At 70.9% G+C, this 13,061-nt stretch carries 14 protein-coding genes; 6 read left to right on the top strand and 8 right to left on the bottom strand.

The features are described from left to right. Positions 1 to 1,574 (bottom strand): tRNA (N6-isopentenyl adenosine(37)-C2)-methylthiotransferase MiaB (gene miaB / locus AB0I76_RS11435; RefSeq protein WP_357033438.1); only part of this gene is annotated, 1,574 nt, incomplete at its 3' end. 52 nt (positions 1,575 to 1,626) lie between these two features. On the opposite strand from miaB, the gene AB0I76_RS11430 reads away from it, so the two are divergent. After that, complete coding sequence (locus AB0I76_RS11430; protein ID WP_357033435.1) at positions 1,627 to 1,848, top strand: DUF2277 family protein; 222 nt, start codon at positions 1,627 to 1,629, stop codon at positions 1,846 to 1,848. Positions 1,849 to 1,882: 34 nt separating this feature from the next. On the opposite strand, the gene AB0I76_RS11425 is transcribed toward AB0I76_RS11430, so the two are convergent. Further along, complete coding sequence (locus AB0I76_RS11425; RefSeq protein ID WP_357033432.1) at positions 1,883 to 2,362, bottom strand: hypothetical protein; 480 nt, start codon at positions 2,360 to 2,362, stop codon at positions 1,883 to 1,885. Positions 2,363 to 2,564: 202 nt separating this feature from the next. Then, positions 2,565 to 3,554, bottom strand: a complete 990-nt coding sequence (selD, locus tag AB0I76_RS11420) for a selenide, water dikinase SelD (protein ID WP_357033429.1) — start codon at positions 3,552 to 3,554, stop codon at positions 2,565 to 2,567. Positions 3,555 to 3,748: 194 nt separating this feature from the next. Here selD and AB0I76_RS11415 point away from each other — a divergent pair, with 194 nt between their 5' ends. From AB0I76_RS11415 to AB0I76_RS11400, 4 genes are read left to right on the top strand one after another with little or no spacing between them, the layout of a single operon-like run. Beyond that, positions 3,749 to 4,504 (top strand): amino acid ABC transporter ATP-binding protein, encoded by a 756-nt coding sequence (locus AB0I76_RS11415; RefSeq protein WP_357033427.1) that lies wholly within the window; start codon positions 3,749 to 3,751, stop codon positions 4,502 to 4,504. A gap of 54 nt (positions 4,505 to 4,558) precedes the next feature. Then, a complete protein-coding gene (locus tag AB0I76_RS11410) occupies positions 4,559 to 5,437 on the top strand; it encodes a glutamate ABC transporter substrate-binding protein (RefSeq protein ID WP_357033424.1) in 879 nt (292 codons plus the stop codon). 38 nt (positions 5,438 to 5,475) lie between these two features. After that, positions 5,476 to 6,183 carry an amino acid ABC transporter permease gene (locus AB0I76_RS11405; protein WP_357033422.1) on the top strand — a complete coding sequence of 236 codons (708 nt, stop codon included), beginning with the start codon at positions 5,476 to 5,478 and terminating at the stop codon, positions 6,181 to 6,183. Next, positions 6,180 to 7,145, top strand: a complete 966-nt coding sequence (locus AB0I76_RS11400; RefSeq protein WP_357033419.1) for an amino acid ABC transporter permease — start codon at positions 6,180 to 6,182, stop codon at positions 7,143 to 7,145. Before AB0I76_RS11405 ends, AB0I76_RS11400 begins: the two co-directional genes overlap by 4 nt. A 59-nt stretch (positions 7,146 to 7,204) precedes the next feature. On the opposite strand, the gene rny is transcribed toward AB0I76_RS11400, so the two are convergent. Beyond that, complete coding sequence (gene rny / locus AB0I76_RS11395) at positions 7,205 to 8,971, bottom strand: ribonuclease Y (RefSeq protein WP_357033416.1); 1,767 nt, start codon at positions 8,969 to 8,971, stop codon at positions 7,205 to 7,207. A gap of 661 nt (positions 8,972 to 9,632) precedes the next feature. Here rny and AB0I76_RS11390 point away from each other — a divergent pair. Continuing rightward, on the top strand, positions 9,633 to 10,211 hold the full coding sequence (locus AB0I76_RS11390) for a hypothetical protein (RefSeq protein ID WP_357033413.1): 579 nt from the start codon (positions 9,633 to 9,635) through the stop codon (positions 10,209 to 10,211). Positions 10,212 to 10,275: 64 nt separating this feature from the next. Here the strand turns inward: AB0I76_RS11390 and AB0I76_RS11385 are convergent, their stop codons facing one another. The 4 genes from AB0I76_RS11385 to AB0I76_RS11370 all read right to left on the bottom strand — a co-directional run. After that, positions 10,276 to 10,974: a regulatory protein RecX gene (locus AB0I76_RS11385; protein WP_357033410.1), complete on the bottom strand. Its 699-nt coding sequence runs from the start codon at positions 10,972 to 10,974 to the stop codon at positions 10,276 to 10,278. 14 nt (positions 10,975 to 10,988) lie between these two features. Continuing rightward, positions 10,989 to 12,035, bottom strand: coding sequence for a recombinase RecA (gene recA, locus AB0I76_RS11380; RefSeq protein ID WP_357033407.1), 1,047 nt, complete (start codon positions 12,033 to 12,035; stop codon positions 10,989 to 10,991). A gap of 184 nt (positions 12,036 to 12,219) precedes the next feature. After that, positions 12,220 to 12,420 carry a DUF3046 domain-containing protein gene (locus tag AB0I76_RS11375; RefSeq protein WP_357033404.1) on the bottom strand — a complete coding sequence of 67 codons (201 nt, stop codon included), beginning with the start codon at positions 12,418 to 12,420 and terminating at the stop codon, positions 12,220 to 12,222. Positions 12,421 to 12,424: 4 nt separating this feature from the next. After that, the coding region (locus AB0I76_RS11370) for an MFS transporter (protein WP_357033401.1) at positions 12,425 to 13,061 on the bottom strand (637 nt) is incomplete at its 5' end.

Here is a 13,061-nt window from a genome sequence, read left to right as displayed (position 1 = left end):
AGCGCACCCGTGCCGGTGTTCTTGACGGTCAGCTCGCCCTGGAATCCGCCCTGCCACGCGTTGACCTGCTTGTAGGTCGCGGTGCAGCCGCCGGTCGTGGCCGCCGGCGCCGGTGCCGGCGCGCCGATCGTGGGCAGGCCGAGCAACACCCCGGGCGTACGCGGGGAGCGTCCCGCCTCGGCCGCGTCACCGGCCCGGGTACGCCGGTGTGACAGCGGCTCGGTGTCGGCGTTGAGGTGGTGCGGGGCGGCGTACGTGACGGTGGTGTGCACGATGTCCCCCGGCCGGATCGAGCCGGCGTAGGAGCCGGCGTCGAAGTGGACCAGGCGGCCGTCGCGGGCACGGCCGGACATCCGCCCGGTGCGCTCGTCCTTGCGGCCTTCGCCGACGGCGACCAGCACCTCGACGGTCTCCCCCACCAGCTTCCTGTTCTCCGCCCAGGTGATCTCCTCGACGCAGGCGATCAGCCGCTCGTAGCGCTCCTGCACCACCTGCTTGGGCAGCTGGCCGTCCATCGTGGCGGCCGGGGTGCCGGGGCGCTTGGAGTACTGGAAGGTGAACGCCGACGAGAACCGGGCCTCCCGCACCACGTCGAGCGTCCGCTGGAAGTCTGCCTCGGTCTCGCCGGGGAAGCCGACGATGATGTCGGTGGTGATCGCCGCGTCCGGCATGGCCTCCCGCACCTTGGAGATGATCCCCAGGTACTTCTCCGACCGGTACGAGCGGCGCATCGCCTTGAGCACGTCGTCGGAGCCGGACTGCAACGGCATGTGCAGCGAGTGGCAGACGTTCGGCGTCTCGGCCATCGCGGCGATCACGTCGTCGGTGAAGTCCTTCGGGTGCGGACTGGTGAACCGGACGCGCTCCAGCCCGTCGATGTCGCCGCACGCGCGCAGCAGCTTGCCGAAGGCGTACCGGTCGCCGAACTCGGCACCGTAGGAGTTGACGTTCTGCCCGAGCAGGGTCACCTCCAACACACCCTCGTCGACCAGGGCGCGCACCTCGGAGAGAATGTCGCCGGGGCGGCGGTCCTTCTCCTTGCCGCGCAGGGAGGGCACGATGCAGAACGTGCACGTGTTGTTGCAGCCGACGGAGATGGACACCCAGCCGGCGTACGTCGACTCGCGGCGGGTCGGCAGCGTCGACGGGAAGACGTCGAGGGATTCGAGGATCTCGACCTCGGCGGCGGCGTTGTGCCGGGCGCGTTCCAGCAGCACCGGCAGCGACCCGATGTTGTGGGTGCCGAACACCACGTCGACCCAGGGCGCCTTGCGGACGATGTCGCCCCGGTCCTTCTGGGCCAGGCAGCCGCCGACGGCGATCTGCATCCCCGGGTGCCTGTCCTTGACGGGACGCAGATGACCCAGGTTGCCGTAGAGCCGGTTGTCGGCGTTCTCCCGGACCGCGCAGGTGTTGAAGACCACCACGTCGGGGTTGTCGTCGGCCTCGCGGGCGCGCACGTAGCCCGCCTGCTCCAGCAGGCCGGAGATGCGCTCGGAGTCGTGCACGTTCATCTGGCAGCCGTACGTGCGCACCTGGTAGGTGCGCGGGCTGCTCGCCGCTGCGGTAGTCATGACATGCACAGCGTATCCGGGTCGACCGGATGGACCGAGACGAGGAGGAGCCGTGTGCCGGAGCATCAAGACCCTGCGTGAGCCGTACACCCCCGAGGTGACCGACGCGGACGTCCAGGCCGCCGCGTTGCAGTACGTCCGGAAGATCTCCGGGTTCCGCGCGCCGGCCGCGCACAACGCCGCGGCCTTCGACGCCGCGGTGTCCGCGGTCGCCGCGGCCACCGCGACCCTGCTGGCCCAACTGGAGGTACGCGGACAGCGCGCCGCCGGGTGAGGAGGAAGGGCCGACGGGGGCCCTTCCGCACACCTCAGGCGGCGGCGAGCGCGGGGAGCACCGAGTCGGGGGCCCAGCGGGAGCGGTGGCACTGCGACCAGCCCCGGCAGCGCGGGTCGGCGTCCGTGCAGAGCCGCTGGTTGCCGAGCACCTCGCCGTCGTCGGTCTCCCGCACGTCGAAGTGCACCGGGCGGATCGTGCCGTCCGGGGCGACCAGCAGGTGCCGGGTCGCGTCGAGCGTGTCGTCGCGGAGCAGGCAGTTGCGGTCCAGCAGCCGGGCCAGCGCCGCCACGCTGGCGTGCTCGGGGAGCGACTCGGGCACCCCGTAACAGTCCACGATCGTCGCGAACTCTCCCGGCGCCTGCCAGACGTCGCAGATCACTGCGTACGTCGGCAGTCGTGCCGGGTCGGCCACGGCCAGGGGCATCACCACCCGGCCGAGCGCCTCGGCCAGTGCCGGGTAGACCTCCACCGGCCTCGCCTGGTCGATTCTCCAGTTCCACAGCTCGGTCATGCCGCCTCCTCGCTGTGCTCGTCCCACCGGCCTCCGGATCGGGCCTTACTGACGATGGTGGGGGGAATTTGACCGCAGCCGGGGGCAAGTTACCGGTCTGTGACCATTCCGGGCAAAATTTCCTCGGGCACCGTTGCTCCGAGTAGCGGGAAGATGACAGTTTATCGGGTATGGTGCCGCGACACGCCGCCCGGCACCCGGCTCAGCGGAGCACCAGGCGGTGCTCTCCGGGAGGCAGCAACTCACCGATCACGGGGGCGCCCGGGACCTCGCCGGCCACCAGCAGACCGCCGGAGGTCTGTGCGTCGGCCAGCAGGAGACGCTCCTCCTCGCCGGCCCGGCCGAAGTCGGTCCACGGGGAGACCCAGTCCAGGTTGCGGCGGCTGCCGCCGCTGACGTACCCGTCCCGGACCGCCTCGCGGGCACCCGTTAGGTAGGGCACCCGGGCGGTGTCGATGGCCACCGTCAGCCGGCTCGCCCGGGCGAGCTTGGACGCGTGCCCCAACAGCCCGAAGCCGGTCACGTCAGTGCCGCAGCGGACCCCGGCGGCCACCGCGGCCCGGGCCGCGGCCCGGTTCAGGGTGGTCATCGCGGCGACCGCCTCGGCGAAGCTCTCGCCGGTGGCCTTGTGCCGGGTGTTCAGCACCCCCACCCCCAGCGGCTTGGTCAGCGACAGCGGGAGGCCGGCCCGGCCGGCGTCGAGGGTGATCAGCTCCTCGGGCCGGACCACCCCGGTGACGGCGAGACCGTACTTCGGGCCCTCGTCGTCGACGCTGTGACCGCCCGCCAGGTGACAGCCGGCCTCGCGGGCGACGTCCTGCCCGCCCCGCAGGACCTCCCGGGCCAGCTCCAGCGGGAGCACGTCGCGCGGCCAGCAGAGCAGGTTCAGCGCGACCAGGGGCGTACCGCCCATCGCGTACACGTCGGAGAGGGCGTTGGTCGCGGCGATGCGGCCCCAGTCGTACGCGTCGTCGACGACCGGGGTGAAGAAGTCGGCGGTGGTGACCAGGCCAGTGCGCTCGTCCAGCCGGACCACCGCGGCGTCGTCGCCGTGGTCGAGGCCCACCAGCAGCTCGGCGGTGCCGGTGGCCGGGCCGAGGCCGGCGACCATCGCCTCCAGCTCACCCGGAGGGATCTTGCAGGCGCAGCCGCCACCGCGCGCGTACGCCGTCAGACGAACCGGTGCGGTCATCCCCACATGATCTCGGCGGGGTGTCGCCGCCGCCACCGGAGCGACCCGTTCCGCGGTCAAAATCGGACTCCCGACCCTGATCGAGGCTGGTGTTACCGCTCCGTGACCAACTGAGTTGCGTTCCGCCACATCACCCCGCCTACAGTGGCCCAACCGGGGGTCATCCGACCCCACTCCGGGCGACCACAGGGACGGTGTACGACGTGACGACGGGCGAACCGCTCATCGTGCTGGACGCGGTCAACAAGTACTTCGGGCCGCTGCACGTGCTGGACGACGTCTCGCTGTCGGTCGGGCGCGGCGAGGTGGTCGTGGTGATCGGCCCGTCCGGCTCCGGCAAGTCGACGCTCTGTCGCGCCATCAACCGGCTGGAACCGATCAACTCGGGCACCATCACCTTCGACGGCCGACCGCTGCCGGCCGAGGGCAAGGACCTCGCCAGGCTGCGCAGCGAGGTGGGCATGGTCTTCCAGTCGTTCAACCTCTTCGCGCACAAGACCATCCTGGAGAACGTCACCCTCGGGCCGATCAAGGTCCGCAAGGAGAAGCCGGCCGCCGCCCGCGAGCGCGGCCTGGCCCTGCTGGACCGGGTCGGCATCGCCAACCAGGCCGACAAGTTCCCCGCGCAGCTCTCCGGCGGCCAGCAGCAGCGGGCCGCGATCGCCCGCGCGCTGGCTATGCAGCCCAAGGCGATGCTCTTCGACGAGCCGACCAGCGCGCTCGACCCGGAGATGGTCGGCGAGGTGCTGGACGTGATGACGTCACTGGCCCGCGAGGGCATGACCATGGTCGTGGTCACCCACGAGATGGGCTTCGCCCGGCACGCGGCGAACCGGGTCATCTTCATGGCCGACGGGCAGCTCGTCGAGGACGCGCCGCCGGCCGAGTTCTTCGCCAACCCGCGCAGCGAGCGGGCCAAGGACTTCCTCTCCAAGATCCTCACGCACTAGGCGTCCCGGAGCGCGCCGTCCCCCGGCGGGCACCACTCGAAGAAGGAGAAGAGTATGCGTATCACGCGCGTAGCCGCGCTTGCGGCGGCCGCCACCCTGGCGTTCGGCCTGACCGCCTGTGGCGGCGACGACGCCGGGGAGGGCACCGGCGCCGGCAGCAAGTCCTTCGCCGCCGGCAGCACCATGGAGAAGCTCAACAAGGCCCAGAAGATCAAGATCGGCACGAAGTTCGACCAGCCCGGCTTCGGCCAGAAGGGCCTGTCGGGCGACCCGGAGGGCTTCGACGTCGAGGTCGCGAAGATCATCGTCAAGGAGCTCGGCATCCCCGAGGACAAGATCGAGTGGGTCGAGGCCCCCTCGAAGGTCCGCGAGGACGTGATCGTGAACGGCACCGTCGACCTGGTCGCGGCGACCTACACGATCAACGACAAGCGCAAGGAGCGCATCGCCTTCGCCGGCCCGTACTACGAGGCCGGGCAGAACATCATGGTGAAGAAGGACGACAGCAGCATCACGGGGCCGGACTCCTTCAAGGACGGCGCCAAGAAGGTCTGCTCGGTGACCGGCTCCACCCCGGCCGAGAAGATCAAGGAGTACGTCAAGGACGTCGCCACGCAGGTGGTGCTCTTCGACACCTACGACAAGTGCCGCGACGCCCTCAAGGGCGGCCAGGTCGACGCCGTCACCACGGACAACGTGATCCTGCTCGGCTACATCGCCAAGGACGAGGCCTCGTTCAAGCTGGCCGGTGACAACTTCACCAAGGAGCCGTACGGCATCGGGGTGAAGAAGGAGGACACCGCCTTCCGTGACTTCGTCAACGACACGCTGGAGAAGGCGTTCGCCGACGGCAGCTGGAAGAAGGCCTGGGACGACACGGCCGGCAAGTTCGGTGCCGAGCTGGGCACTGCGCCGACCATCAACCGCTACTGATTCCTGCTGATCTGGAGGGTGGGGAGGACGACCGACCCGTGAGTGTGCTCATCGACCGGTTCGACGTTTTCGCGGGTGGCTTCTGGCTCACCCTCCAGATCTGCGTACTCGCCGCGATCGGCGCCCTGATCCTGGGCGCCGTCGTGGCGGTACTGCGGATCTCCCCGATCCCGCCGCTGCGCGCGGTCGGGACCGGCTACGTCAACGTCTTCCGCAACATGCCGCTGACCGTGGTGATGTTCTTCGCCGCGTTCGGTCTTCCCGCGCTGGGTTCCAACGCGGACTTCCTCCGCATCCCCGTGGTCGACACGCTGTTCAGCCGGCTCGGGACCGACCTGCCGTACTTTCGCTTCGCGCTGATCGCCCTGGTCCTCTACACGGCTGCCTTCGTCTGTGAGGCGCTGCGCTCGGGCGTGAACGCGGTCCCCGCCGGGCAGGCCGAGGCCGCCCGTTCGCTCGGTCTGACGTTCGGGCAGAACCTGCGGTACGTGGTGCTGCCGCAGTCCTGGAAGGCGTCCATCGTGCCGCTCGGTTCGGTGATCATCGCGATGATCAAGAATTCGGCGCTGGTCGGCTTCTTCGGAGTGGTCGGCGACCTGTCGGCCACCGCCGACCAGTTGACCTCGGCCGAGGGCTACGCCTTCATCCCGGTCGCCATCGGCATCTCGATCGGATACCTGATCATGACCGTGCCCCTCGGTGCCCTCCTCGACCGGGTCGAGAAGCGTCAGGCGGTGGCTCGATGAGTCAGCAGAGCGTCCTCTACGACGTCCCGGGTCCCCGGCAGCGCCGGATCACCCTGATCAGCAGCCTGGTCGCCACGGTTGTCCTGCTGATCGGCGCCTACTTCCTGATCTACCGGCCGCTTGATGAGAACGGCCAGTTCTCGATGGAGCTCTGGGGTCCGCTCGTCGACCCCTCGAACGAGAGCTTCTCGCTGGTCTGGCAGCGGATCGGTACCGGATTCCGCAACACCCTCATCGCGGCAGCGCTGGCCATCGTGTCCTCGCTGGTGGTCGGCACCCTGCTGGCGTTGCTGCGGATCCAGCTCAAGAGCCTCGCCCAGCGACGCTTCACCGGCTTCGCCACCCCGCTGGCGTACCTGCTGCGCGGGCTGAGCGCCGTCCTGTCGGCGGTCACCCGGGTCTGCGTCGAGGTTTTCCGCGGCCTGCCCGTGGTGATCACGATCTTCTTCGTGGGGCGCGGCTTCCCCGAGTTCGGCATCACCATGGACACGCTCTGGTACCTGGTCATCGGCCTGACCATCTACAACTCCGTGGTCATCGGTGAGATCCTCCGCTCCGGCATGGAGGGACTCCCCGGGGGGCAACGGGAGGCGGCGGCCGCGATCGGGCTCTCCCCGCTGCAGACCACCTGGATGATCCTGCTGCCGCAGGCGTTCCGCATCATGCTTCCGGCGCTGATCAGCCAGCTCGTGGTGGTGCTCAAGGACACCTCGCTCGGCTTCATCATCAGCTACGAGGAGACCCTGACGATCGCCGAGCAGATCATCGGTTCCCTGGACAACCCGATCCAGGTGTACTTCGTCATCGCGGTGCTGTTCATCGTGGTCAACTACTCGCTGTCGAAGCTCGCCCAGTACGTGCAGCACCGCCTCGCCCGGGGCCGGCGCAGCACCGTCGCCCACACGACCGGAGCTGCGGGAACCGAGTTGGAGACCGAGGCGGTACCCGGCACCACCACCTGACGACACCAGCGCGACGGAAGGGCCGACCCCTGCGGGGCCGGCCCTTCCTCGTCACTGCCTCAGCGGGCGATCTCGGTGACCCGGGACTCGCGGACCACGGTCACCCGGATCTGACCCGGGTACGTCAGCTCCTCCTCGATCTGCTTGGCCACGTCCCGGGCCAGCACGGCCGCGCCGATGTCGTCGACGTCGTCCGGCTTGACCATCACCCGGATCTCGCGACCCGCCTGCATCGCGAAGACCTTGTCCACGCCCAGCTTGCTCGCCGCGATCTCCTCGATCCGCTCCAGGCGCTTGACGTACGCCTCCAGGCTCTCCCGGCGCGCGCCCGGCCGACCGCCGGAACAGGCGTCGGACGCCTGCGTGAGGACGGCCTCGATCGTCTGCGGCGGCACCTCGTTGTGGTGCGCCTCGATGGCGTGGACGACGTCCTCGCTCTCGCCGTACTTGCGGGCCAGGTCCGCGCCGATGATGGCGTGGCTGCCCTCCACCTCGTGGGTGAGCGCCTTGCCGATGTCGTGCAGGAACGCCGACCGCTTGATGGTGGGCACATCCAGGCGCAGCTCGGCGGCCATCACGCCGGCGATGTGGGCGGTCTCCACGAGGTGCTTGAGCACGTTCTGCCCGTAGGACGTGCGGTAGCGCAGCCGCCCCAGGTAGGTCACCAGCTCCGGGTGGATCTCGGTGATGCCGACCTCGACCAGGGCGTCCTCGGCGGCCCGCCGGCAGAGCTGGTCCACCTCCTGGCGGGCCAGGTCGTACACCTCCTCGATCCGGTGCGGGTGGATCCGCCCGTCGAGGACCAGCTTCTCCAGGGTGAGCCGGCCGACCTCCCGCCGGACCGGGTCGAAGCAGGAGAGCAGCACCGCCTCAGGGGTGTCGTCGATGATCAGGTTGACCCCGGTCACCGACTCGAAGGCCCGGATGTTGCGGCCCTCGCGGCCGATGATCCGACCCTTCATCTCGTCGCCGGGCAGGTGCAGGACGCTGACCACGCTCTCCGCGGTCTGCTCGCTGGCCACCCGCTGGATCGCGTCGACGACGATGTGTCGGGCGCGCTGCTCGGCGGTGTTGCGCGCGTCGGACTCGATGTCCCGGACCAGCAGCGCGGCCTCCCGCTTCGCCTGCGTCTCGATCGCCTCGATCAGCTCGGTCCGGGCCGCGTCGGCGGTCAACCCGGCCACCCGCTCCAGTTCCCGACGGCGCCGCTCCTCGGCCTCGGCCAGCTCCGCCTCCCGCTGGGCGAGTGCCGACTCGCGGGCGGCGAGGGCGGCGCTGGCCGCGCTGAGCTGCCGTTCCCGCTCGGCGAGCCGCTCCACCTCCTCGGTGTGCAGGCGTTCCCGCTCGTCCATCCGGGCCGCCCGCCGCTCCACCTCGGCGGCCTGCTCGCGGGTCGTCGCCGCGAGCACCGCCATCTCCCGCTCACCGCTGCGCCGGGCGGCGGTCCGCAGTTGCTCGGCGTCGATCTCGGCCTGCTTGTGTGCCCGCTCCAGGATGGTGTCGGCCTCGGCACGGGCGTCGTCCAGCACCCGCCGCGCCTCGGCCCGGGCCGACTTCGCCTCCGCCTTGGCGGCGGCGGCCTCGGTGCGGGCGGCGGCGGCCGCCGACTTCGCCACGTCGATGGTGCTGTTGACCTCGTCGGCGGCGGTACGCAGGGCGGCCAGGGACTGCTCCTGGCGATCCTTCTCGGCGATGAAGGCCGGGTCCTCGGGCCTCGGGGCGCTGGTGAGGCGCCGCAGCGTCCGCACGCCCACCAGCACGGCGCCGACCACCACCACGGCCAGCAGCAGGACGACCGCGAGGAGGACCAGGTCGAAGCCGTTCACGCCGCCCCACCGCCGGGCAGGGGGCCGGCCGACGGTGCGGACCCCGGTGGGTGGTGCGCCACGGTCTTCTCGCGGCGAGAGTGATGCCTGCCCGCGTCAGCGGCTCGGGACACCCGCGTGCCGGGCTCGCCGGCCTGCCCGCTCATGCCGGTCCCCCGGTGGACCTGTGCCGCCTCGCCATGGCGTGCCTCCCCTGAACGTCACGCCGCAGGACGTGCCGGTGGGCACACTCCTGCGGCTCTGGACGCCCGACCGGAGCGGCTGGCCGTGGGTAGCTTTCTCCGCCGGCGGTGCCCGCGGGCATCGTCGGCGGCCGGGTGCAGTTGTCGCCCCGACTCCGGACCGGCCAGTCCGGAGTCGACACCGAAGGCCGGTGGATCGGCCAAAGTGATGCTGTTCCGTTACGCGTTCTATGTTGTGCGCTTAGCCTGCGCTGGTCGGGCAATGTGAGCCTGTATGGCGAGGCTAGGTCTCCGGAGGTGCTCCGGTCAAGAACTCATGATCAAACCCCCCGAACGGAGAGAGTTCGCGGGGTGACGCAGTGCTGATCGCGGACCGGACAGTGGGGGACAAAGGCGGACCCGACCAGCGCCGGAACCGAACGACGGCTCGGCCCGACGGACGATTCCACGCCTCCGGCCCACTCCCTATCGTGATGATCATGAAACGGACGCTGCTCGTCACGGTCGTCGTGCTCGTGGTCGGCATCGGCGCGGGGGTGGTGTGGGGTCGTCACGTCGTCGAGACCCGCGATCACGGCGGCGGAGGAGGCACCGGGCCGGTCAGCGAACGCCGCGTGGCCACCGGAGACGGCCGGCTCAGTGTCGACCTTCCGACCGGCTGGGAGGAGTCCGCGTGCCCGACCGAGGAGGGCCGGATCTGCCTGCTGATCTCGCCGGCCGGAGCCGGCGAGGACGACGGCATCGCGGTGTTCGTCACGCCCCTCGAGAGCGGGCGAGGAAGCATGTACGACTTCTACACCGACGCCGTCGGGGAGGACTCCCCGTCGCACCGGGGCCTCCAGCGGGTCACCGTCGACGGGATGAGCGCGCTTCGGATCGACCACGCACAGATGCCCCGGGCCGAGCAGAACGGGCCGGCGGCCCCCTACATCATGGTGGTCGGGGAGGTTGTCCCCGGCACGGCGGAGTTCACCGTGATGTGCCGGTACGACCAACGCCGCACCGAGATCCGGTCCGCCTGCGACGCGGTCACCGCGTCCCTGCGGTTGCGTCGCTGATTGCGCCCGGCGCGTCCGGGCGGGATCCGGCGTGGGAGACGGCCGGTCGGCGGGCGCGTCGCGCTCAGTCGACCGGGCGACTCTCCCGGTCGAGGTCGCCCTCCGCGTCGGCCAGGGCGTCGGCGTCGATCTGGTCGGCGAACTCGGCCGCCTCGGCGCTCTGCGCGGCCAGGGCGTCCTTCACCGCCCGGATCGCCACGCCCGGCGGATAGCCCTTGCGGGCCAGCATGGCGACCAGCCGGCGGAACACCGCGTCGGGCTCGCCCCGGGCCGAGCGGAGCTTCCGGTCGACCAGCGCACGGGCCGTCCCGGCCTCCGTCTCCTCGTCCAGCTCGCCGAGCGCCTCGCTGGCCACCTCACCGTCGACGCCGCGCTGGCGCAGCTCGTTGGCGAGCGCCCGCCGGGACAGACCCCGGCCGGCGTGCCGGCTCGACACCCAGGCCTTCGCGAAGGCCGCGTCGTCGATGATGCCGACCTCGTCGTAGCGGTCGAGCACCTCGGCCGACACCTCGTCGGAGATGCCCTTCCTGGCGAGAGCGCCGGCCAGCTCGGCCCGGGTACGCGGGCGCACCGCCAGCTGCCGGAGACAGATCTCCCGAGCCACCTCGGCCTCGTCCCGTGGTGGGGACGGGGTCGCCTCGGGCTCGGTGTCCGCACCACGGGCACGCCGGCCTCGGCGAGGTCGGGGCGCGGTGTCGCCGTTACCCGACCGGGGCGGGCTGGCATCCCAGCCGCGCCCCGTGCGGGCACGTCGTCCTGCCATCGATCAGCGGCCGATCAGAAGTCGACCGGCGGCAGCTCCGGGCCACCGGCGGCGTCGCCCGCGCCCTGCCCGACGCCGAGCTTCTCCAGGATCTTCTTCTCGATCTCGGCGGCCACGTCCGGGTTCTCCCGGAGGAACTCGCGGGCCTTCTCCTTGCCCTGGCCGAGCTGGTCGCCGTCGTACGTGTACCACGCGCCGGACTTGCGGATGATCGCCTGCTCGACGCCGACGTCGATCAGCGAGCCCTCGCGGGAGATGCCCTTGCCGTACATGATGTCGAACTCGGCCTGCTTGAACGGCGCGGCGACCTTGTTCTTCACGACCTTGACCCGGGTGCGGTTACCGACCACGTCGGTGCCGTCCTTGAGGCTCTCGATGCGCCGCACGTCGAGCCGGACCGAGGCGTAGAACTTCAGCGCCCGACCACCGGTCGTGGTCTCCGGGCTGCCGAACATCACGCCGATCTTCTCGCGGAGCTGGTTGATGAAGATCGCCGTGGTGCCGGTGTTGTTGAGCACACCGGTGATCTTCCGCAGCGCCTGGCTCATCAGCCGGGCCTGGAGACCCACGTGGCTGTCGCCCATCTCACCCTCGATCTCGGCGCGCGGCACCAGCGCGGCCACCGAGTCGATGACGATGATGTCGAGCGCGCCGGAGCGGACCAGCATGTCCACGATCTCCAGCGCCTGCTCGCCGGTGTCCGGCTGGGAGACCAGCAGGGCGTCGGTGTCGACGCCGAGGGCCTTCGCGTACTCCGGGTCGAGCGCGTGCTCGGCGTCGACGAACGCCGCGATGCCGCCGGCCCGCTGGGCGTTGGCCACCGCGTGCAACGCCACCGTGGTCTTACCGCTGGACTCCGGACCGTAGATCTCGACGACCCGGCCCCGGGGCAGACCGCCCACGCCGAGCGCCACGTCGAGCGCGATGGAACCGGTGGTGATGACCGAGGTCTGGATGACCGGCCGCTCGCCCAGCCGCATCACCGAACCCTTGCCGAACTGCTTGTCGATCTGAGCGAGAGCAAGGTCGAGTGCCTTCTCCCGATCGGGCCCTGCGGCCATGTTTGCCACCCCTGCCTTCGCCGGCGTCTTTCCTGAGCTTCGCGTCACGCGGACACGCTAGGCGCTGGGTCCGACAGAAAACCAGCGGCCATGCCGCGAGCTGTGGACAAGCACCCCGCTGTGGACAATAGCCGAACAGGTGTACGACTCGGCAAGCGACACGCGGAAGCGACGAAACGACTGCTCAACGTAGTCGCGCGGGGACCCGGTCGGGATAGGCGGCGACCACGGCCCGCCACACCACGTGCGTCTGCTCGCCCGCGGCGAACGCCTGCTCGATGGTCCGCCCGCCCAACTGGGACAGCACCTGGTCGCGGGCGATGCTGGCCGCGTACCCGGGGCCGAACGCCTCCTCCAGCCGCGTCCAGAAGTCGGTCAGCCGCACGTGATCAGTCCTCCTCGTCCGGTGCGCCGGACGGCACCGACCGCAACGCTAGCGCCACCAGCGGGACGACCGCGATCGCCGCCAGCAGGGTGAGCACCGGATAACCCGCGGCCCGCATCACAAACCCGCTGGCCGCCGCCGCGCCGGCGCCGGCCAGGCCCATCGTGAGGTCGGACAGCCCCTGGACACTGGGGCGGATCGCCGCCGGCACCGCCTCCGACAGCAGCGTCGAGCCGGCCACCATGGTGCCGGACCAGCCCAGTCCGAGCAGGACCAGGCCGAGCGAGAGCAGGGGCGTGTCGTGCCCGGCGGTGCCGGCGACCGCGCACGCGGCGAGCAGCAGCCCGACGCCACCGAGGATCACCGGCCGGCGGCCGAGTCGGTCGGTGAGCCAGCCCACCACCGGGGAGAGGGCGTACATCCCCGCGATGTGCAGGCTCAGCACGATGCCGACCACCCGCAGCACGTCCGCGTCGCCGTGCGACTCGCCCAGGCGCACCGGCGTCATCGACATGACCGCCACCATCACCACGTGGCCCACGGCCACGGCCGCGATGCCGAGGCGGGCGGCGGGCAGGGCGCGTACCGTCCGCCAGGCCGCGCGCATCCCCGCCCCGCGCCGGGCGTGCGGCGCCGGTGGG

It is taken from the genome of Micromonospora sp. NPDC049799 (assembly GCF_040656655.1).
GTDB lineage: Bacteria > Actinomycetota > Actinomycetes > Mycobacteriales > Micromonosporaceae > Micromonospora.
The sequence above is the reverse complement of the archived record's forward strand: the minus strand, read 5'-3'. Positions and strand labels throughout refer to the sequence as shown.